At 64.4% G+C, this 19,937-nt stretch carries 16 protein-coding genes; 7 read left to right on the top strand and 9 right to left on the bottom strand.

Translation table 11 applies throughout. The features are described from left to right. Window positions 1-56: 56 nt before the first annotated feature. The 4 genes from urtA to NCR93_RS10355 all read right to left on the bottom strand — a co-directional run bounded on the left by urtA (window position 57) and on the right by NCR93_RS10355 (window position 5,405). Window positions 57-1,364 carry an urea ABC transporter substrate-binding protein gene (gene urtA, locus NCR93_RS10370; RefSeq protein ID WP_008342462.1) on the bottom strand — a complete coding sequence of 436 codons (1,308 nt, stop codon included), beginning with the start codon at window positions 1,362-1,364 and terminating at the stop codon, window positions 57-59. A 322-nt stretch (window positions 1,365-1,686) separates the two neighbouring features. Next, window positions 1,687-3,003, bottom strand: a complete 1,317-nt coding sequence (locus NCR93_RS10365) for an MFS transporter (protein WP_008342460.1) — start codon at window positions 3,001-3,003, stop codon at window positions 1,687-1,689. A 175-nt stretch (window positions 3,004-3,178) separates the two neighbouring features. After that, entirely contained in the window at window positions 3,179-3,955 is a 777-nt protein-coding gene (locus NCR93_RS10360; RefSeq protein WP_175980390.1) for an SDR family oxidoreductase, read from the bottom strand. Window positions 3,956-3,965: 10 nt separating this feature from the next. Continuing rightward, window positions 3,966-5,405: an aldehyde dehydrogenase family protein gene (locus NCR93_RS10355; RefSeq protein WP_175980389.1), complete on the bottom strand. Its 1,440-nt coding sequence runs from the start codon at window positions 5,403-5,405 to the stop codon at window positions 3,966-3,968. 188 nt (window positions 5,406-5,593) lie between these two features. Between NCR93_RS10355 and ppa the strand changes: the two genes are divergently transcribed. Further along, window positions 5,594-6,121 carry an inorganic diphosphatase gene (ppa, locus tag NCR93_RS10350; RefSeq protein WP_008342456.1) on the top strand — a complete coding sequence of 176 codons (528 nt, stop codon included), beginning with the start codon at window positions 5,594-5,596 and terminating at the stop codon, window positions 6,119-6,121. A gap of 51 nt (window positions 6,122-6,172) precedes the next feature. On the opposite strand, the gene NCR93_RS10345 is transcribed toward ppa, so the two are convergent. Next, window positions 6,173-6,466 (bottom strand): GIY-YIG nuclease family protein, encoded by a 294-nt coding sequence (locus NCR93_RS10345; RefSeq protein ID WP_008342455.1) that lies wholly within the window; start codon window positions 6,464-6,466, stop codon window positions 6,173-6,175. A 165-nt stretch (window positions 6,467-6,631) separates the two neighbouring features. On the opposite strand from NCR93_RS10345, the gene NCR93_RS10340 reads away from it, so the two are divergent. From NCR93_RS10340 to NCR93_RS10320, 5 genes are all read left to right on the top strand, one after another. Then, complete coding sequence (locus tag NCR93_RS10340; RefSeq protein ID WP_175980388.1) at window positions 6,632-7,774, top strand: GNAT family N-acetyltransferase; 1,143 nt, start codon at window positions 6,632-6,634, stop codon at window positions 7,772-7,774. A gap of 55 nt (window positions 7,775-7,829) precedes the next feature. Next, window positions 7,830-9,884: an NAD(+) synthase gene (locus tag NCR93_RS10335; RefSeq protein WP_175980387.1), complete on the top strand. Its 2,055-nt coding sequence runs from the start codon at window positions 7,830-7,832 to the stop codon at window positions 9,882-9,884. Between the two features lie 129 nt (window positions 9,885-10,013). Next, a complete protein-coding gene (gene glnK, locus NCR93_RS10330) occupies window positions 10,014-10,352 on the top strand; it encodes a P-II family nitrogen regulator (RefSeq protein WP_008342452.1) in 339 nt (112 codons plus the stop codon). A 167-nt stretch (window positions 10,353-10,519) separates the two neighbouring features. Beyond that, window positions 10,520-12,277, top strand: a complete 1,758-nt coding sequence (locus NCR93_RS10325) for a cation:proton antiporter (RefSeq protein WP_034472734.1) — start codon at window positions 10,520-10,522, stop codon at window positions 12,275-12,277. Window positions 12,278-12,439: 162 nt separating this feature from the next. Next, window positions 12,440-13,846, top strand: a complete 1,407-nt coding sequence (locus NCR93_RS10320; RefSeq protein WP_008342450.1) for a gamma-glutamyl-gamma-aminobutyrate hydrolase family protein — start codon at window positions 12,440-12,442, stop codon at window positions 13,844-13,846. Between the two features lie 87 nt (window positions 13,847-13,933). Here the strand turns inward: NCR93_RS10320 and NCR93_RS10315 are convergent, their stop codons facing one another. The 3 genes from NCR93_RS10315 to NCR93_RS10305 form a co-directional block, all read right to left on the bottom strand. Beyond that, complete coding sequence (locus NCR93_RS10315; RefSeq protein ID WP_175980386.1) at window positions 13,934-14,647, bottom strand: DUF2968 domain-containing protein; 714 nt, start codon at window positions 14,645-14,647, stop codon at window positions 13,934-13,936. A gap of 51 nt (window positions 14,648-14,698) precedes the next feature. Beyond that, the gene (locus tag NCR93_RS10310; RefSeq protein WP_175980385.1) at window positions 14,699-15,718 is read right to left on the bottom strand and encodes a hypothetical protein; all 1,020 of its coding nucleotides are present in this window, start codon (window positions 15,716-15,718) and stop codon (window positions 14,699-14,701) included. A gap of 211 nt (window positions 15,719-15,929) precedes the next feature. Beyond that, window positions 15,930-16,442: a GNAT family N-acetyltransferase gene (locus tag NCR93_RS10305; RefSeq protein ID WP_034472728.1), complete on the bottom strand. Its 513-nt coding sequence runs from the start codon at window positions 16,440-16,442 to the stop codon at window positions 15,930-15,932. Between the two features lie 247 nt (window positions 16,443-16,689). On the opposite strand from NCR93_RS10305, the gene NCR93_RS10300 reads away from it, so the two are divergent. After that, window positions 16,690-17,985 carry an MFS transporter gene (locus NCR93_RS10300; protein WP_034472725.1) on the top strand — a complete coding sequence of 432 codons (1,296 nt, stop codon included), beginning with the start codon at window positions 16,690-16,692 and terminating at the stop codon, window positions 17,983-17,985. Window positions 17,986-18,036: 51 nt separating this feature from the next. Here NCR93_RS10300 and NCR93_RS10295 read toward each other — a convergent pair whose 3' ends face one another. Next, the gene (locus tag NCR93_RS10295) at window positions 18,037-19,896 is read right to left on the bottom strand and encodes a tetratricopeptide repeat protein (protein WP_034472722.1); all 1,860 of its coding nucleotides are present in this window, start codon (window positions 19,894-19,896) and stop codon (window positions 18,037-18,039) included. Window positions 19,897-19,937: the final 41 nt, after the last annotated feature.

Below are 19,937 nucleotides of genomic sequence, written 5' to 3'. Positions count from 1 at the left end.
CGAAAGGCCGCGCGCATCGCATGAAACGCGCGGCCTCGCTGCATCGACGTCACGCGTTACGCGACACGCACACGCTGACGGCGCAGGAACGCGGGAATCGAGCTGACGACATCCGGCTTGCCCTCGTTGCCCGCGATATACGGGCTCCACGGCTGCGCGCGTATGGCGGTCTTCGTCTTCCAGACGACGTTGAATTGACCGTCGCCGCGAATTTCGCCGATCATCACGGGCTTATGCAGATGATGGTTGCCGTCCATCGTCAGCGTGAAGCCGGAAGGCGCGGCGAAGGTCTGACCGACCATCGCGGTGCGGACCTTGTCGACATCGGCGCTCTTCGCCTTTTCGACGGCCTGCTTCCACATGTGGATGCCGACGAAGGTCGCTTCCATCGGATCGTTGGTGACGCGCTTGTCGCCGCCCGGAAGGTTCTGCGCCTTTGCGTACGCAAAGAATTCCTTCTCGAACTTCGAGTTGTTCGGGTTCTTCACCGACATGAAGTAGTTCCATGCGGCAAGATGGCCGACGAGCGGTTTCGTGTCGATGCCGCGCAGTTCCTCTTCGCCGACCGAGAACGCGACGACAGGCACGTCCGTCGCTTTCAGGCCCTGGTTGCCGAGTTCCTTGTAGAACGGTACGTTCGAATCGCCGTTGATCGTAGAGATGACAGTCGTCTTTCCCCCTTGGGCAAAGGTCTTGATGTTCGCGACGATGGTTTGATAGTCGCTATGTCCGAACGGTGTGTAGACCTCCTGAATGTCTGCATCTTTCACGCCCTTGGAGTGAAGGAACGCGCGCAGGATCTTGTTGGTCGTGCGCGGGTACACGTAGTCGGTGCCGAGCAGGAAGAAGCGCTTGGCGCTGCCGCCTTCCGGTCCCATCAGATATTCGACGGCGGGAATCGCCTGCTGATTCGGCGCGGCGCCCGTATAGAACACGTTGCGGGACATCTCTTCGCCTTCGTACTGCACGGGGTAGAAGAGCAGGCCGTTGAGTTCCTCGAACACCGGCAGCACGGACTTGCGCGACACCGAGGTCCAGCAGCCGAACACGACCGCGCACTTGTCCTGCGTGAGAAGCTGACGCGCCTTCTCGGCGAAGAGCGGCCAGTTCGAAGCGGGATCGACGACGACGGGCTGAATCTGCCGGCCCATGACGCCGCCGCTCTTGTTGATATCGGCGATGGTCATGAGTGCCGTGTCTTTCAGCGACGTCTCGGAGATCGCCATCGTGCCCGACAGCGAATGGAGGATGCCGACCTTGATCGGACCGGTATCGGCGGCGTGGGCTTTCGTGATCGGAAGTTGGCCCGCAAGGGCGAGCGCGCCCGACATGGAGCCGAACTTCAGCAGACTGCGTCGTTTCATTTCTGTGTTCCCCTTGCCGATGTGGTTGTTTGAGCAATGACGATTGCTCGGAGCGTTCTGCAAGGGGTATGCCAATTGGGGTCTTTTGCCCTAATGGCGGGGGTTTGCGGAGAATCGCAGGGAAGTTTTACTTCGGGGGATGGGGGTTAGCGGGCGAGGTTTTGGTGCATGCACGGGGGATGTGCATCGTTGCGGTGCGGGTTTCGTTCTTTTTCGCCGGCTCGCGATTACGCGTCGGTCTATTGGGACTGCCCTGCACAAGGGCAGTGCCAACAGACCGACGCGATCACAGGCTGCCGCGAAAAAAAAGTGGAACGCAACCTCACCGATTAACCAACCGCGCCGGCACACTAAGCACAAGCACAGCCCCAAGAACGAGAAAACCCGCGAGCATATACATCCCACTCGAATTAGAAGCAGTGACCTGCTTCAACCACCCCACGAGATAAGGACTCAAAAACCCGGCGAGATTCCCAAGCGAGTTGATCATCGCAATACCCGCAGCCGCCCCGGTGCCGGCAAGAAACGCCGTCGGCAGACTCCAGAACAGCGGCAGCGTCGTGAGAATGCCCATCGTGGCGAGCGTGAGGCCGAGCATCGCGAGCGTCGTGTTGTTGAACCACACCACCGACAGCACCAGCCCGATCGCACCGATCAACGCCGGAATCGCGATATGCCAGCGACGCTCGCCGGAACGATCCGCGCTGCGCGCCGCGTACAGCATGCCGATCACCGCCGCGCCATAAGGAATCGCGGAGAGCAGGCCGACATGCAGCGCATCCTTGATCCCCATCGACTTGATGATCGTCGGCAGCCAGAAGCTCACGCCATACAGTCCCATCACGAACGAGAAGTAGATGATGCTCATCAGCCACACTTTCGGGCTCGACAAGATCTTGCCCAGCGACAGATCTTCCTTCTGGACGTTATCCGCCGCGATGTTGCGTTCGAGCAGTTCGCGTTCTTCCTGCGTGAGCCAAGAAGCCTTCGAGATACGATCGTCGAGCTTCAGGAACACGACGATGCCGACGATGATCGACGGAATGCCTTCGAGCAGCAGCAGCCATTGCCAGCCGTGCCAGCCGTTCTTCATGTGGAACGCATCCATGATCCAGCCGCTGATCGGCCCGCCGATCAGACCCGAAAGCGCGATCGCCGTCATGAACAGCGTCGTGATGCGCCCGCGCCGCTGCGCCGGAAACCAGTACGTCAGATAAAGAATGATGCCGGGGAAGAAGCCCGCTTCCGCCGCGCCGAGCAGAAAGCGCATGACGTAGAACATCGTCGGCGTGGTGATGAACATCGTGAGCGCCGAAATGACGCCCCACGTAATCATGATCCGCGCGATCCACACGCGCGCGCCGACGCGATGCAAGATGATGTTCGACGGAATCTCGAAGATGAAGTAGCCGAAGAAGAAAATGCCCGCGCCGAAGCCGTACACGGCATCCGACAGTTGCAAATCGGCGGCCATCTGCAGCTTGGCGAAGCCGACGTTCACGCGGTCGAGATACGCCACGACATAACAGATCAGCAGAAGCGGCGCGAGACGCCAGACGACCTTTCGGTAAGTGGCCTCCTCGAACGCGGAAGGCGTGCCCGCGCCGGGGCGCGGCATGGGTTTGGCGGTGCTGGCCATGATGCTTGTCTCCAATATTTTTTGTGTGCGCCAGGCGAGCGGACGGGCCCGCTCGCGATTACAGGCGCGTAAGGATTCTAGCCCGTCGGCCGCACCGCAAAACGCCCGTTTCTGCTAGGGAAAGCACCGATGCCCGCACTCGCCGCACACGGCGCGCGGCGTGCGCGGGCAAGCGTCAGACGCAGCGTCCGCCGTCCACTTCGAGCGCGACGCCGGTGATGAACTCCGCATCGTCGGATGCGAGATAAAGCGCCGCGTTGGCGATGTCCTGAGGCGTCGAAAGCCGGCCGAGCGGTATCGTCGCGAGAAACTTGCGGCGGTTCTCGGGCGTGTCCTCCATGCCCATGAACTCGGAGAGCAGGGCGGTCTCGCCCATCACCGGATTGATGCAGTTCACGCGGATGCGGTCCGCGCCCAGTTCGACCGCGAGCGCCTTGCTCGCGATGATCACCGCCGCCTTGCTGCCGTTGTACCAGACGAGTCCCGGACGCGGCCGCACGCCTGCCGTCGACGCGATATTGATGAACGCGCCGCCGCCCCGTTCGCGAAAGTACGGCACGAACTGCTCGACGCTCCAATAGATGCTCTTCACGTTCACCGCGTAGACGCGGTCGAATTCGGCCTCGGTGACGTCGAGAACGGGCTTGTTACGGTGCGTCGTGCCCGCGTTGTTGACGACGATCTGCACGCTGCCGAAGTCCCCGATCGCGGCATCGAAGAGCGTTTGCCAGTCGGCGCGCTGCGTCACATCGCCTTGAACGGCGATCGCGCGGCCGTGCTTCACCTCCGGCGACGATGCGAGCGCGATCTCGCTCGCGACGCGCTCGGCGGCCGGCCCGTTCAGATCGTTGACGACGACGTTCGCGCCCTCACGCGCGAACGTCTTCGCGATGCCTTCGCCGAATCCCGAGCCGCCGCCCGTCACGATGACGGTTTTGCCTTGCAGTCGCATGCGTGTCTCCTTATCCGTGTTTGATGGCGATGGTCTTGAGCGTCGTGAAGCCGTACAGCGCCTCGAAGCCTTTCTCGCGTCCGTGTCCCGAATGCTTGACGCCGCCGAACGGCAATTCGATGCCGCCGCCCGCGCCGTAGTTGTTGATGAACACCTGTCCGGAACGCACGCGGCGCGCGAGCCGCATCTGACGCGCGCCGTCGCGGGTCCAGATGCCGGCGACGAGCCCGTAGTCGGTGCCGTTGGCGAGTCGGAGCGCGTCGGCTTCGTCGTCGAAGGGCATCGCGGCGAGCACCGGGCCGAACACTTCCTCGCGCGCGAGACGATGCGTCGGCGGGACGTCGCGCAACAGCGTCGGCGCCTGATAGAAGCCCGCTTCGGGCGCATCGCCGACGACTTCGCCGTGCGCGGCCATCGGAATGCCGTCGTGCTGCGCATCGGACAGAAAATCCCACACGCGCTGCTGCTGCTTCGCGCTGATGAGCGGGCCGCAGTCGAGATCGAGCTTGCTCGGACCGACCTTCAGCGCCGCGAACGCCTCCGAGAGACGATCCAGCAAGGGTTCGTACGCCGCGCGCTCGATCAGCACGCGGCTGCCCGCCGAGCACGTCTGTCCGGCGTTCTGCACGATCGCGGCGACGAGCACGGGGAGAGCGGCGTCGAAATCGGCATCGGCGAATACGATTTGCGGCGACTTGCCGCCGAGTTCCAGCGTGACGGGGACGTGATTGTCGGCGGCCATCTTGGTGACGGCCGCGCCCGTCGCGGGCGAGCCGGTGAACGAGATGTGATCGATGCCCGGATGCCGCGCGAGCGCCGCGCCCGCTTCGTGACCGTATCCGGTGACGATATTGAGCGCGCCATCCGGCAGGCCGGCTTCCGCCGCCAGTTCCGCGATGCGCAACAGCGACAGGCACGCGTCCTCCGCCGGCTTCACGACGCACGCGTTGCCCGCGGCGAGCGCCGCGCCGACGCTGCGCCCGAAAATCTGCAGCGGATAGTTCCACGGCACGATATGCCCGGTCACGCCGTGCGGCTCGCGGATCGTGAGCACGGTGTAGCCGTGCTGATAGGGCAGGGTTTCGCCGTGGAGCTTGTCGGCGGCGCCCGCGTAAAACTCGAAATAGCGCGCGATGCCGGTGGCGTCGGCGCGTGCCTGCTTCAGTGGCTTGCCGGTGTCGCGCGCCTCGACCTGCGCGATCTCCTCGTGGCACGCGCCGATCAGCATCGACAGGCGCGCGAGGATGCGCCCGCGTTCCGCCGCGCTCGTCGCGCCCCAGCCGCCGTCGAAGGCCGCGCGGGCGGCGGCGACCGCGCGGTCGATGTCCGCCGCGGTGCCCCGCGCGATCTGCGCGAAGACCTGGCCATCGGACGGATCGACGACCGGAATCGTCTCGTTGCCCGATGCCGCGATCCAGCGGTTATCGATGAAATGCTTCGCGTCTTCCATGCATGTCTCCTGAAATCGGATGTTCTGGAGCCGGAAACCGATTATCGCGCCAACCGGGAACGTGCGTCGGGCGTGCGGGGTCGATTGGCTATAATGGCGAAATCACGCGCAGACAAGCGCGACGGGCCGCAAGACACCGTCCGCCCGTGCGATTCCATCTCCGATCTCAACTTCTCCAGAGAGCGCTCATGAGCTTCAACAACGTACCTCCCGGCAAAGATCTCCCGCACGATTTCAACGTCATCATCGAAATTCCCGCGCAGAGCGATCCGGTCAAATACGAAGCGGACAAGGACATGGGCCTGCTCGTCGTCGACCGTTTCGTCGGCACCGGCATGCGCTATCCGGCGAACTACGGCTTCATTCCGCAGACGCTCTCCGGCGACGGCGACCCGGTCGACGTGCTCGTCATCACGCCGTATCCGCTGCTGGCGGGCTCGGTCGTGCGTGCGCGCGCGGTCGGCATGCTGCAGATGACCGATGAATCGGGCGTGGACGCGAAGCTCGTCGCGGTGGCGCACGACAAGGTCTGCCCGATGACGGCAAACATCAAGTCGATCGACGACGTGCCCGAGTATCTGAAAGACCAGATCAAGCACTTCTTCGAGAACTATAAGGCGCTCGAAAAGGGCAAGTGGGTGAAGGTCGAAGGCTGGGCCGGCATCGACGCCGCGCACAAGGAAATCTCGGAAGGCGTCGCGAACTACAAGAAGTAAACGCGTTCTCCGACAAAACGCCGCCGCGTGTCACCCACGCGGCGGCGTTTTTTATTCTTCTTCGCTTGCTTCGGTCTGAGGCAACAACGACTCCAGCGTCCTTTCCCCCGCAATCAACGCGCGCTTCTGCTGCGCGGTCAGTTGCTTGACGCGATATTCCGCGCGCAGCGCCTCCGATTTCCCCGCCAGTTCGAACGACGCCAGCACGCGCACCGGCTTTCGCGCCCGCGTGTAGCGCGCGCCCTTGCCGCTCGCGTGCGCGGTGAAGCGCGCCTCGACGTCCGTCGCGATGCCCGTGTAGAGGCTGCCGTCGGCGCATTCGATCAGGTACAGAAACCAGGGCATGGGAGAACGATGAAAGATTTGCCGCGCATTATCGCCGAAAGCACCGCGCCGGGGCGTTTTGTCCGCATCGGCGCGCCGCTGCGACTTGCGCGAGAATAGTCGCTTTCGGGCGCGCTCTGCGATGGTTCGGGCGCGCTCGTCGGTCAATCACAGCGAGGTAGCCTGTTGAATCGCGAGGTCGAAATTCATGTGGTCGATGCGCTCGCCGACATCGCCGCCGACGACTGGAACCGGCTCGCCGGCGAAAACCCGTTCGTGCGTCACGCGTTTCTCTCGGCGTTGCAGGAGACGGAGTGCGCCGTCAAGCGCACCGGCTGGCGCGCGCATCATCTGATACTGAAGCGCGGCGGCGAATTTGCCGGCGCGATGCCGCTCTACATCAAGTCGCATTCGCGCGGCGAATACGTGTTCGATCACGCCTGGGCCGATGCCTTCGAGCGCCACGGTCTGCGCTACTACCCGAAGGCGCTGTCGGCGGTGCCGTTTTCGCCGGTCACGGGCCCGCGCCTCATCGCCGCGCATCACGAGGATCGCGTGCTGCTCGCGCGCGGCGCGATCGAATTGACGCGGCGACTCGAACTGTCGTCGCTGCACGTGCTGTTTCCGCACGCGCAGGATGTCGAGGCGCTCACCGACGCGGGCTACATGCTGCGCGAAGGCGTGCAGTTCCACTGGGAGAATCTGCCCGGCGATGGCTACGCGAGCTTCGACGCCTTCCTCGCGACGATGAGCCACGACAAGCGCAAGAAAGTGAAGCAGGATCGCCGGCGCGTGGCGGATGCGGGCGTCACGTACAAGTGGCTGCGCGGTGGCGAAATCGACGATGCCGCGCTCGACTTCTTCTACGACTGTTACGACAACACGTATCGCGAGCACTGGAACGCGCCGTATCTGACGCGCGAGTTCTTCGGCCGCATTCACGCCGATGCGCCCGACAGCATGCTGCTCGTCATCGCCGAAGCGGACGGCGAGCGCCTCGCGTGCGCGCTCAACATGATCGGCGGCGACACGATGTACGGCCGCTATTGGGGCACGCGGGAGTTCGTCTCCGGGCTGCACTTCGAGACGTGCTACATGCAGGGCATCGCGTATTGCATCGAACATAGGCTCGCGCGTTTCGAGGGCGGCGCGCAGGGTGTGCACAAGATGTCGCGCGGACTGTTGCCGACGCCGACATGGTCCGCGCACTGGATCGCGGATCAGCGTTTCGCGCACGCGATCGCCGAATTTCTCGATGCCGAAACGCAGGCGATGGATCAGCACATCGAGGAACTCGAAGCGCACACGCCGTTCAGGAAGAAAACCTGAGATGCGATAATCGATTCGACCCCTTCGCTGCAACTCGCGCACATCCATGTCAGCCATGAGCAGAAATTTCTTCAACCTGTACAGCCACGATTTCGCGCGCGTCGCGGTCGGCGTTCCGTCCTGCAAGGTCGCCGATCCCGCGTTCAACGCGGCGCAGACGATCGAACTGGCGAAAGAAGCCGCCGCGCACGGCGCGGTGCTCGTCGCGTTTCCCGAGCTCGGGGTGTCCGCGTATACGTGCGACGATCTCTTCCATCAGCGCGCCTTGCTCGACGCGTGCGAAGACGCGCTGCAAAGCATTCTCGACGCATCGAAGCAACTCGATATCGCGATGATCGTCGGCGCGCCGGTGCGCGCCGAGCACAAGCTCTTCAACTGCGCGATCGTCATCGCTGGCGGCTTCATTCGCGGCGTCGTGCCGAAGAGCTATCTTCCGAACTACGGCGAGTTCTACGAGGCGCGCCAGTTCAGTCCCGCCGATGCCGCCGCCGAAAACACGGTCACGCTATGCGGTCAGGACGTCCCGTTCGGCGCGTCGCTGCTGTTTCAGATCGAGGATCTTCCGCTCTTCCGGTTTCACGTCGAGATTTGCGAGGACGTTTGGGTGCCGATTCCGCCGTCGTCGTTCGCGGCGCTCGCGGGCGCGACCGTGCTCGTGAATCTGTCGGCGTCGAATATCGTCGTGGGCAAGTCGGCTTATCGGCATCAGCTCGTCGGGCAGCAGTCTGCGCGTTGCGTCGCGGCGTATCTGTACACATCGGCGGGCAATGGCGAATCGTCCACCGATCTCGCCTGGGACGGGCAAGGCCTCATCTACGAAAACGGCGAGCTGCTGGCGGAGTCCGAGCGCTTCTCGGACCAGTCGCACCTCATTTACGCCGATATCGATCTCGAACGCCTCTCGCGCGAACGCATGCGGCAAACCACGTTCGGCCGCTCGACGCATCGCCACGCCGGCGAAGTCGCGCAATTCGACGTGATCGAATTTCCGCTATCGATTCCCGACGATGAAAAGCTGCCGCTCGAACGCCGGGTCGCGCGCTTTCCGTACGTGCCCGCCGATGCCGCGCGCCGCGACGAACGATGCAACGAGGTCTACAACATTCAGGTGCAGGCGTTGCTGCAACGGCTGCAATCGTCGGGGATGTCGAAGGTGGTCATCGGCATATCGGGCGGGCTGGACTCGACGCATGCACTGCTCGTGTGCGCGAAAGCGATGGACCGCCTCGGTCTGCCGCGCTCGAACATCCTCGCCTATACGATGCCCGGCTTCGCCACCAGCGACCGCACGCTCAAGCAGGCGCGCGAGCTGATGGAAGTCGTCGGCTGCACGGCGAGCGAGATCGACATTCGTCCGAGCTGCGTGCAGATGCTCGCCGACATCGGCCATCCGCACAGCACGGGCGCCGAACAATACGACATCACGTACGAGAACGTGCAGGCGGGCGAACGCACGAGCCATCTGTTCCGGCTTGCGAACTTCAACCATGCGATCGTCATCGGCACGGGCGATCTGAGCGAGCTCGCACTTGGTTGGTGCACCTACGGAGTGGGCGATCACATGTCCCACTACAACGTGAACGCGAGCGTGCCGAAGACGCTGATCACGCATCTGGTGCGCTGGGTTGCCGAGTCGGGACAGATCGGCGGAAGCGGAACCGATGTGCTCGAAAACATCCTCTCCACCGATATCAGCCCGGAACTCATCCCCGGCAAGACGAGCGGCGTGGTGGAGCAGAAGACGGAGAGGGTCATCGGCCCGTACGAATTGCAGGACTTCAATCTGTACTACACGTTGCGCTTCGGCTTTGCACCAACGAAGGTCGCGTTTCTCGCGTTGCATGCATGGCGCGATCGCGATGCGGGCGCGTGGCCGGAAGGCCCGACCGTTACGCGGAATCAATACGACATCGGCGCGATCCGCAAAAATCTGCGCATCTTCCTGGATCGGTTCTTCCGCACGAGCCAGTTCAAGCGCTCATGCGTGCCGAACGCGCCGAAGGTCGGCTCGGGCGGCTCGCTTTCGCCGCGCGGCGACTGGCGCGCGCCGAGCGACGGCCAGGCGACGGTGTGGCTCGCGGACCTCGAACGCGTGCCGACGAAGGAGTGATATCCGACGTCCTCGCGAATATACGGACCGCCTGCTCGATGAAACGCGGCTAGAATCGAAAACATCTGTCCCGCGCGGGACACGACCTTTTTTCGAACCCCTTGAATCGATCTTTACGCGAGGCACGCCATGAAACGCATCACCGCCATCATCAAACCGTTCAAGCTCGACGAAGTTCGCGAAGCGCTGGCCGAAGTGGGCCTGACCGGTCTCACGGTCACGGAAGTGAAGGGCTTCGGCCGTCAGAAGGGGCATACCGAGCTTTATCGTGGTGCAGAGTATGTCGTCGACTTCCTGCCGAAGGTGAAGATCGAAGTCGTCGTCGCGAACGATCAAACCGATCAGGTCATCGACGCGATCATCGGCGCCGCGCGCACGGGCAAGATCGGCGACGGCAAGATCTTCGTCGCCGATGTCGAGCGCGTGATCCGCATTCGCACCGGCGAGGAAAACGAAGCGGCAGTCTGAGCGCCGTCGTTCTTTCGTTTTCATCGAGGCCCGCCATTTGCGCGGGCCTTTTCTTTGCGCTTGCACCAGCGCGATGCGCGTCCAAAAGATCGCTTGCCGGAGGGCAGGAATCCGCGTCCGTGCGGTAACATCGGCTATCCCATTATCATTTTGTAAGGAAATAGTTGATGCATCACGCGATCGGCTTCATTCAGGATCTCGCAGTGATCATGGCCATCGCGGGCGTGGTGACGGTGCTCTTTCACCGTCTGCGGCAGCCGGTCGTGCTGGGTTATATCGCGGCGGGCGTGATCATCGGGCCGTACACGCCGCCGTTCAATCTGATCCACGACGAAGCGACCATCCAGACGCTCGGCGAACTCGGCGTCGTCTTCCTGATGTTTTCGCTCGGGCTCGAATTCAGCTTGCGCAAGCTCTTCAAGGTCGGCGCGACCGCCTTCGTCGCCGCGCTTTCGGAAATCGTGCTGATGATCTGGGTCGGCTACGAGATCGGGCGATGGTTCGGCTGGAGCTCGATGGACTCGCTCTTTCTCGGCGCGATGCTCGCGATCTCGTCGACAACCATCATCGTGAAGGCGCTTTCCGAACTCGGTATGAAGGGCGAGCACTTCGCGCAGATCGTGTTCGGCATTCTGATCGTCGAAGACATACTCGCGATCGCGATGCTCGTGCTGCTCTCCGGCATCGCGCAGACGGGGTCCGTAAGCGCTGGCGTCGCGGTCGTCACGCTCGGCAAGCTGCTGCTTTTCATGACGGTGTCGCTGGTCGTCGGCATTCTCACGGTGCCGCGCGCGCTCAACTACGTCGCGAAGGCGAAGAGCGACGAGATGCTGCTCGTCACCGTGCTCGGCTTCTGCTTCGGCTTCTGCCTGCTCGTCGTGAAGCTCGATTATTCGATCGCGCTCGGCGCGTTTCTCATCGGCGCGATCATGGCGGAGTCGCGGCATCTCGCGCGCATCGAGCATCTGATCGCGCCGGTGCGCGACATGTTCTCGGCGATCTTCTTCGTCACCATCGGTTTGCTGCTGAACCCGACGGTGCTCGTCGACTACGCGTGGCCGATCGCCGTCATCACGATTGCCGTCGTGCTCGGCAAGATCGTGTCGTGCGGGCTCGGCGCGTTTCTCGCCGGCAAGGACGGCCGCACGTCGATGCGCGTCGGCATGAGCGTCTCGCAGATCGGCGAGTTCTCGTTCATCATCGCGTCGCTCGGCCTGTCGCTGAAGGTCACGAGCAGCTTTCTCTATCCGATCGCGGTGGCCGTGTCCGCGCTCACGACGCTCTTCACGCCGTATCTGATCCGCGCCGCCGATCCGCTCACGATGCGCCTTTCCCGCGCGATGCCCGCGCCGCTCGCGCATACCTTCGGCCTGTATTCGCAGTGGCTCGCGAGCCTGACGCCCGCGTCCGGCGGCCCGACGCTTTTCTCGATGACGCGGCGCATCGTCATGCAGATCGCGGTGAATCTCGCGCTCGTCGCGGCGATTTTTCTCGGCGCGTCGTATGCGGCGCCGTTCGCGTCGGGCTATCTCGCGCGCTGGCTCGACACCGATAACGCGCAGCGCGTCGTGCTGTGGGGCGCCGCGTTGGTGATCGCGCTGCCGTTTCTCGTCGCGGTGTATCGCAAGCTCGAATCGCTCGCGCTGCTGCTCGCCGAAGTGAGCGTGCAGCCCGCGAAAGCGGGGCGCTTCACGAGCGCGATCCGTTCGGCGATTTCCGGGCTCATTCCGATCGTCGCGATGTTCGGCGTCTTCCTGCTCGTCGCGGCACTGTCGGGCGGGATCCTGCCGCCGTTCGGGTTGATGGTCGGCGTGCTCGTGTGCGTCGCGCTGTTGCTGACGGTGTTGTGGCGCTGGTGCGTGAAAATCCACGCGACGATGCAGATCGCCTTGCGCGAGACCTTCGAGGAGCCGCGCGACCATTGAGGGTTTTCGTCACGGGATAGCCCCGACAGCGGCCCGCACCGGGTTCCCGCGATAATGTGAGCCAATGTGACCAAATGTGTGCTGGTTTGCCCCGTGCAGGTCTCAGGCGGATAATCGGGGTTTGTCCACTCTCCTTATGGCGTTCGAGCGCCTGAATCAGGAATGAGCGATAACAAAACGTCCAACGACGCAAGCAGCACCGACGCCCGCCGCAGCGGCGCCGATTCACAAGCCGCCCCGCGCAGCGCGAACCCGACGGCCTCGCCCGAAGCCGCCGCCGCGGCCTCGGCGCCCGGTCCGCAGGCGAGCGCGACCGAACGGGCATCGACGGATGCGCCTTCGAGCGCGTCGAACGTCGAGCCGGCCGACACGGCGCAAGCCCGCCGCGACGACGCGCTGCAGGACGCTCGCGAGGCGCGCGCATCGGCGGCTAGCGCGACCGCCGCGCAGGAAGCCGCGGTGCGCGAGAAGCAGCGCGCATCGGCGAAACCGCGTGCGAGCCTCGCCGAAAACTTCGAGGCCGCGACCGATGCGGAAGCCGCCAGCACCGCGAACGCGCAATCCGCGTCGTCCGATTCCCCGACTGGCCGCGCCACCGTTCTGCCGCCCGAATTCACCGAGGCGCCGGACTTCGGCAAGCTCAATCCGCCGCCGCTGCCCGCCACCGAGCAGACGTCCGCGCAGCCTCAACCCGCGTATCTCAAGCAATCCGATTCGGCGTGGTCCGTCTTTGGCCGCGTGATCGCGGCGCGCGCGCGGCAGATTTTCGATCGCGCGGGACAGCGCATGACTCAGCGCACGTTGCGCATCGGCGTGTCGGCGCGGATCTTTCATCCGGAGCCGGGCGCGAAAGGGTTGCGCGGCAAGACGCTGCAATATCTCGAGGAATCCATCGCGCATTGGGTGATGTCGCGCGACGTGCTCGTGTTCATGATTCCGACGGTCGGCAATCAGGGCATGCTGCACACGAGCAATATCCGTCTGCGCGACTACGCGAAGCATCTCGACGGCCTGCTGCTGCAAGGCGGCGCGGACGTCTCGCCGCAGTCGTACGAAGAAGCGACGACGCGTCCCGAATGGCCGGGCGACCGCGTGCGCGATATGTACGAACTGGAGTTGCTGCATGAGTTCGTCGAGTCGGGCAAGCCGGTGCTCGGCGTGTGCCGCGGCTGTCAGCTCATCAACGTGGCGTTCGGCGGCACGCTTTACGGCGACATCGCCACCGATGTGCCCACGGCCGGCATCCACGTCAACGAGCAGTACGACCAGCATAGGCATTCGATCCGCTTCCCCGAAGGCTCCACGCTCGTCAACATGTTCCCCAACCAGCGCGAGGCGATCGTCAACTCGATCCACCATCAGGCGGTGAAGACGATCGGGCGCGATCTGAACATCGAGGCGGTGTCGGCCTCCGATGGGATCATCGAGGCGGTGCGCTACCGGAAGGCGCCGTTTGTCGTCGGCGTGCAGTGGCATCCGGAGTTTCATCGCGCGGGCGGCGCGGAACTGCTCGATTGCACGCCGCTGCTCGATACGTTTCTGCGCGTCGCGCGCGAAACACGCTTCTGACGCGAAACGCGTTTTCGACGTCGCCAAGCAGGAAGGCCCGCTCGGATCGAGCGGGCCTTCTTCGTTTTCAGATGCGTATCGCGCAGATCAACGCGACGGCGACGCGCTCACCGGCGCGAGTCCGGCTTCCGTCTTCTTTTGAAGCTGCTCGACCTGCAACTGCAGCGTGCGCAGCTTGCGTTCGGCTTCGAGCTTGTCCGTTTGCAGCACGGCCGATTCGGCCTGCAATTGCTGCTGACGTTGCGACACCTGCGAATCCTGCTGCTGCGCGAGTTCGAGATCGGCGGTGAGACGGTTGGCGCGATCCGCCGATTTCGCGATCACGCGATCGAGCAGCGCTTTCTGCGCCTGCAATTGCGCGCGGCGGATTTCGCCATCGGCAAGCTCGAAGCTCTTGCGTGAGAACTGCGCGTAGATCGTTTCCGCGCGGGCCGCGTCCTGTGTCTTCACGACGCGCCACAAGCGCGCGTCCTGCGACAGCGCGACGTAATACAGCATTTCCTGCGCGAGGAAGTAGAGCCGCGCCCCGTAACTGCCGTTGCGCGTGGCGCGCAACTCGGTGAGGCTTCCCGCCTGCACGAGACTCTGCAACTCGGCGATGTTCCCCTCGACGCGCGGCGCGTTCGAGTTGGCGGTCAAGTCGGAGAGGTCTACGGGCGCGGGTTGCGCGGGCTCGCTTGCGGCGGATTTCGCCGCCGTTGCGGGCGCCGCGAACGTGCTGCCGAAAGGCGCAAGGAAACCACACAGGGACAAGGCGAGGGCGAGCGTCGCGTAACGGAGATGATGACGTAGTTGCTTCATGTTGGCGTCGTGGCCGGGAATGGTTGATCGTTCTGATGCGTATTGCGCGCTTCAGCGCGCGCTGTTCGCGGATGCGCGACCGGACGAGGCCGCGTTGCTGTCGAGTGTCGGTGAGTGCTGAAGCATCGCGTAGAGCGTGGCCGGATTCGTCGATTCCGACGCCTTCGACTGGCTCGCGATTGTTGCGGCCGGCGTCGAGCGCGTGCGCCGCGCGGGTCCGTGCTTGGCGGACCGGCTCGCGATTTTTTCGACCCGCGTCGCCCGCGCCGGTCGCGCCGATTCCTGCTTCACGACGCGCGCGTCCGACGCAGGGATGCGGTAAAAGGCCGGCTTCCCTCGCGGCGTCAGTACGGCTCGCACACGACCGCCGTTCTTTTCCGGTCCTGCCGTCGATGCCGCAGGTGACTTCGGATTGTCAGCAGTCACGATTCCTGGCGCGACGGAGTCATTGGCGGTTGCGGCCGGGAGCGAGGCGGGAGGCTCCGCGACCGAAGGCTGCGCGTCCGTCGCGGGTTGATCGGCCGTCGATACGGCGGTCGCCGCGACCGGCGCCGGAGCCGATGCGGGCTCGGCTTGCTGCGTGCGCGTCTCGCTCTGCGCGGCCGGTGCGGCGTCGCGCTTCGAGTCCGACGGATATCCGAGCACGAGCCATACGATGAACACGCCGCAAGCCGCCGCGATCGCAGTCGCGACCGGCGCGCTCAGGCGATAGGTCCGTACGGTCTTCGGAGCGTTGACCGCCAGTTGGATGGGATCGGTGCGCGAGTCGCTGGCGTTGCTCGGGGCATTCGAGCCTTGCATCAGGCGCAGCATCGCGCGGGGAATGTCCTCTTTGCCGAACACGCCCCACAGGCTCGTGGCGCGATAGGGCGAACTGGTGTCGGACAGGCTCAGCGCCGGCACATAAGCCGTGGCGAAGCGCGCGGCGAACAGCGCGACTTCGGATTCCGACTGGACAGGTCGCGCGCACGCGGGCGTCCACTCGCAACCGAATTTCAAGGACGGATCCTTCAGCACGCGCAGCGCCGGCAGACGCAGATTGCCTTCCACTACGATCAAGGGTTCGGACATGAAGATTCCACATGCATGCGCCCGGGCGTGGGCAACGCGACAACTCACCCGGACCATCGTGGTGTATGGAGACAGCACCGCGGGTTCGACGCGAGAATCGCCGAAATTTCGACCCGCGATCATACGAAACGGTCACGTCCCCGACGACCAGAAGATTCCTATTGTCGATTTTTGACAGGAATGCTTATTGACCGAGCCGATCCTCGTGTGCTCAGTCGAGCGGATACACGTATCGAAGAGAGAAAAGCGCGACGCCCGCCATGTGATCCGCTTCGCGCGCCGCGAGTTGCCAGCCGCGCGATTCGTAAAAGCCGATCGCCGCGGCGTTCTCTTCGAGCACGGAAAGATACAGTTCCCGCGCCCCGCGTGCGCGTGCCCAACGCGCCGCTTCCTCGAGCATCGCGGTGCCGGTGCCGAGGCCGCGATGTCCCGGCAGCGCGTGCAGATTGTCGACGAGCACGCTGCCCGCCGCATCCGGCTCGACGAGACAGATGAAGCCGACCGGCTCGCCCTCGTGCTCCGCGATGAACACGGTCGCCGCGCCGGCCGCGACATCCTTCATGCGTGCGATCCAATGTTCGGCGCGCTCCGCGCTCAGATCGCGGTCGAGATACTCGTCCGGCAGGATGCCCCGATACGCCGACGCCCAACTCGACGCGTGCATCGAGGCGATGAGGGCGGTGTCTTCGGCGGTCGCCGTGCGTAGCCTGATATTCGCGTTCATCTTTTGAGGTGCTGTCAGTTAAAAGTTAGGCATACGTAATCGTATTTTAAGCTTTATTTCGGCGATATTGCGCGAAGTTGTGTACAGTCGCGAGCGGCGCGGCGTTAAGATTGTCGACGTTGCGCTTACAAAAGATGGCACAAGTCGTCCCGTCGTCGCGGCCGGCCGAGCACGGCGACCGTCTACGGTCTTGCGGCCACGCCGAAACCAAAAACTGAAGTGCGCCCACAGCTCTTTCGAGAAATTCATGTCCACAGCCCACGTAGCACCCGCCAACGAGTCGAAGTTCAAGACGGTGTTTCGCGTCGTCAGCGGAAACTTCCTCGAAATGTATGACTTCATGGTCTACGGCTATTACGCCTCGGCGATCGCCAAAACCTATTTTCCGAGCGGCAACGAATTCGCCTCGCTGATGCTCGCGCTGTCCGTCTTCGGCGCGGGCTTTCTGATGCGGCCGGTCGGCGCCATCGTGCTCGGCGCCTATATCGATCATCACGGCCGGCGCAAGGGCCTGATCCTCACGCTCGGGCTGATGGCCGCCGGGACCGCGTGCGTCGCGCTCGTGCCGGGCTACGCGACCATCGGTGCGCTCGCGCCGGTCATCGTACTAGGCGGGCGGCTGCTGCAAGGATTCTCGGCCGGCGTGGAGCTGGGCGGCGTCTCCGTGTATCTGTCCGAAATCGCGACCAGGGGCAACAAGGGCTTCTATTGTTCGTGGCAGTCGGGCAGCCAGCAGGTCGCCGTCGTGTTCGCCGCCCTGATCGGCGTCATCATGAACCGGCTCCTTCCGCCCGAGCAGATGACCGCGTGGGGCTGGCGCGTGCCGTTTTTGATCGGCTGCCTGATCGTGCCGTTTCTCTTCATCGTGCGGCGCTCGCTGCGTGAAACAGACGAGTTCCTCGCGCGGAAGCATCGTCCGAGCATGGGCGAGATCGCGCGCTCGATCGGGCAGAACTGGGGCATCGTGCTGGCCGGCATGGGCATGGTCATCATGACGACGGTGTCGTTCTACATGATCACCGCGTACACGCCGACCTTCGGCAAGGAAGTGCTGAAGCTCTCCGCGATCGATGCGCTCGTCGTGACCGTATGCGTCGGCATCTCGAATCTCGTCTGGCTGCCGCTGATGGGCGCGGTCTCGGATCGCGTCGGCCGCCGCCCGGTGTTGCTCGTCTTTACGATTCTCACCATTCTGACGTCGTATCCGGTCGTGCAATGGCTCGTCGCGGAGCCGTCGTTCGTGCGTCTGCTGATGTGCGAACTGTGGCTCTCGTTCCTGTACGGCAGCTACAACGGCGCGATGGTGGTGGCGCTGACCGAAGTAATGCCCGTCGATGTACGCACGACCGGCTTCTCGATGGCCTATAGCCTCGCGACGACCATCGGCGGTTTCACGCCCGCGATCTCGACGTATCTGATCCACGCGACCGGCAACAAGGCCGCGCCCGGACTGTGGATGGGACTTGCCGCGGTGTGCGGCCTGATCGCGACGCTCGTGCTGTATCGGTCGCCCGAGGCGCGCAATCAGTACAAGACGGCGTGATCCGGCTGAACAGTCGAAAAAAATCCCCGCCGATGATGAAGCGGGGATTTCTTATTCGGGAAGCGCAGCCAGCGCCGCCGCGGTGTCGTCGATGACTTCGCGCCATTGCCCCGGCGCGCGCTGACGCACGAGCCGCGCGCCCGGATACCACGCGCATTCGGCGCTGCCGATGCCCCAGCGCCAGTCGGCGGCGAACGGCAGCATTACCCAGAGCGGCTTGCCGAGCGCGCCCGCGAGGTGCGCGACGGACGTATCGACGGAGACGACGGCGTCGAGCCGATCGACGATCGCGCCCGTATCGGCGAAGTTTTCGAGCCGGTTTTCCAGCAGATGAATCGATGCCGCGTTCGGATGCGCGCCCAGCAAGTCACGCTCGCGGCCCGTGACGAACGGCTGCAGCACGACCCAGTCGATGCCTTCGAGCGCGAACAGCGGCGCGAGCTCGGCGACAGGGATCGAGCGCGTTTCGCCCGGCTGCATCCGTCCGGACCAGGCGATGCCGATCTTGCGCTTGTGCTGGCCACCGATCGAGCCGCGCCACTTGCGCCGGTATTCGGCGGGCACGACGAGATAGGGCGCGCGCGCCGGGATCGCGTCGAGCTCGGTCATGCCGAGCGCGAGCGGCAGGCTTAACAGCGGACAGAACGCGTCGGCGTGCACCGGGACGCCATCTGACTTGCTCTTCAGTTCGACGCGCGCGGCATGCGCGGCAGGCGCGAGCAGCGGCACGAGCGCGGGCTGCACTTCGAGCACCAGCTTGCCGGCGAGCTTCGCCGCGAACGGCACGAAACGCGCGAACTGCAAGGTGTCGCCAAAGCCCTGCTCGGCGCGCACGAGCAGCGTGCGGCCCGGCATCGGTTCGCCGTTCCAGCGTGGCAGGCGCGGCGGCGGCTCGCTGCCGGGCGTCTGCAGACGCCACTCGTAACCGGCGAGACCGCGCGCGTAATCGCCGATGGCGAGCAGGGCCAGCGCCCGGTTCAGATGCGCGGCGGGCATCGAAGGATCGATGCGCAACGCTTCGTCGAATGCGCGCAGCGCCGCCTGATGCGCGCCGAGCGCAAGCCGCGCGTTGCCGAGGCACAGCCAGGCGACGCCGTATTTCGGATCGAGCCCGACCGCGCGCTCGAAGTGCGCGATGGCGTCATCGTGACGGCCCAGCTTCGCGAGCGCGTGACCAAGCCCGAAATAGCCCGGCGCGAAATGCGGATGCAAGGCGACGGCTTTCTGCAGCGCTGGCAGCGCGTCTTCCGGATGGCCGTGCGTTTCGAGGAGATTGCCGAGATTGAAGTGCGCGGCGACGTAGTTGGGCTCGGCGTCGAGCGCGGCGCGAAAGTGCGCGATCGCGCCGAGGGTATCGCCGAGCGCGTTCAACGCCATGCCGAGATTGTTGTGCGCGCCGGCATGACGGGGACGCAGCGCGAGCGCGCGCCTGAACGCCTGCGCGGCGTCTTTGAAGCGCTGCAGCGCGGAAAGCGAGTTGCCGAAGTTGTTCCACGCGGCGGCGTCGTTCGGCTGCAGGCGCAGCGCCTTTTCGAACGCGTCGGCGGCGTCTTCGTGACGGCCGGCCGCCGTGTAGGCGTTGCCGAGGTTGTACTGCGCGAGCGGAAAGCCCGGCGCGAGCGTGAGCGCGTTGCGAAAGCGCTCGATCGCGTCGTCGAGACGGCCGAGCGCCTTCAGCGCGTTGCCGAGATTGAGCTGCAGGCCGGCATCGGTCGGGCGCAGGTCGACCGCGCGGCGCACGAGCTCGGCCGCTTCCGCGTGCTGGCCCTGTTGATGGCGCAGCACGCCGAGATAGTGCAAGGCGTCGACATGATGGGGTTCGGCGGCGAGCGCGGCCTGATAGTCGCGCTCCGCGTCGGTCAGGCGACCGTCGCGATGGGCCGCGAAACCGCGGGCGAATACGGTGTCCATGACGGGGAAACTGCTGTCCCGGAAAAGCAAACCTCGCATTT

The sequence above is a fragment of the Caballeronia sp. ATUFL_F1_KS39 genome (assembly GCF_023630985.1).
Taxonomy (GTDB): domain Bacteria; phylum Pseudomonadota; class Gammaproteobacteria; order Burkholderiales; family Burkholderiaceae; genus Caballeronia; species Caballeronia zhejiangensis.
Note: the sequence above shows the minus strand (reverse complement) of the source record. Positions and strands in the feature narration are given on the sequence as shown.

Excerpts from the sequence above, each read along its gene's own strand:
- NCR93_RS10335 (WP_175980387.1), top strand. The coding sequence starts at position 7,830 with ATGAGCAGAAATTTCTTCAACCTGTACAGCCACGATTTCGCGCGCGTC.
- NCR93_RS10320 (WP_008342450.1), top strand. The coding sequence starts at position 12,440 with ATGAGCGATAACAAAACGTCCAACGACGCAAGCAGCACCGACGCCCGC.
- NCR93_RS10300 (WP_034472725.1), top strand. The coding sequence starts at position 16,690 with ATGTCCACAGCCCACGTAGCACCCGCCAACGAGTCGAAGTTCAAGACG.
- urtA (WP_008342462.1), bottom strand. The coding sequence starts at position 1,364 with ATGAAACGACGCAGTCTGCTGAAGTTCGGCTCCATGTCGGGCGCGCTC.
- NCR93_RS10345 (WP_008342455.1), bottom strand. The coding sequence starts at position 6,466 with ATGCCCTGGTTTCTGTACCTGATCGAATGCGCCGACGGCAGCCTCTAC.
- glnK (WP_008342452.1), top strand. The coding sequence starts at position 10,014 with ATGAAACGCATCACCGCCATCATCAAACCGTTCAAGCTCGACGAAGTT.
- NCR93_RS10365 (WP_008342460.1), bottom strand. The coding sequence starts at position 3,003 with ATGGCCAGCACCGCCAAACCCATGCCGCGCCCCGGCGCGGGCACGCCT.
- NCR93_RS10360 (WP_175980390.1), bottom strand. The coding sequence starts at position 3,955 with ATGCGACTGCAAGGCAAAACCGTCATCGTGACGGGCGGCGGCTCGGGA.
- NCR93_RS10295 (WP_034472722.1), bottom strand. The coding sequence starts at position 19,896 with ATGGACACCGTATTCGCCCGCGGTTTCGCGGCCCATCGCGACGGTCGC.
- NCR93_RS10310 (WP_175980385.1), bottom strand. The coding sequence starts at position 15,718 with ATGTCCGAACCCTTGATCGTAGTGGAAGGCAATCTGCGTCTGCCGGCG.
- NCR93_RS10305 (WP_034472728.1), bottom strand. The coding sequence starts at position 16,442 with ATGAACGCGAATATCAGGCTACGCACGGCGACCGCCGAAGACACCGCC.
- NCR93_RS10355 (WP_175980389.1), bottom strand. The coding sequence starts at position 5,405 with ATGGAAGACGCGAAGCATTTCATCGATAACCGCTGGATCGCGGCATCG.
- ppa (WP_008342456.1), top strand. The coding sequence starts at position 5,594 with ATGAGCTTCAACAACGTACCTCCCGGCAAAGATCTCCCGCACGATTTC.
- NCR93_RS10325 (WP_034472734.1), top strand. The coding sequence starts at position 10,520 with ATGCATCACGCGATCGGCTTCATTCAGGATCTCGCAGTGATCATGGCC.
- NCR93_RS10315 (WP_175980386.1), bottom strand. The coding sequence starts at position 14,647 with ATGAAGCAACTACGTCATCATCTCCGTTACGCGACGCTCGCCCTCGCC.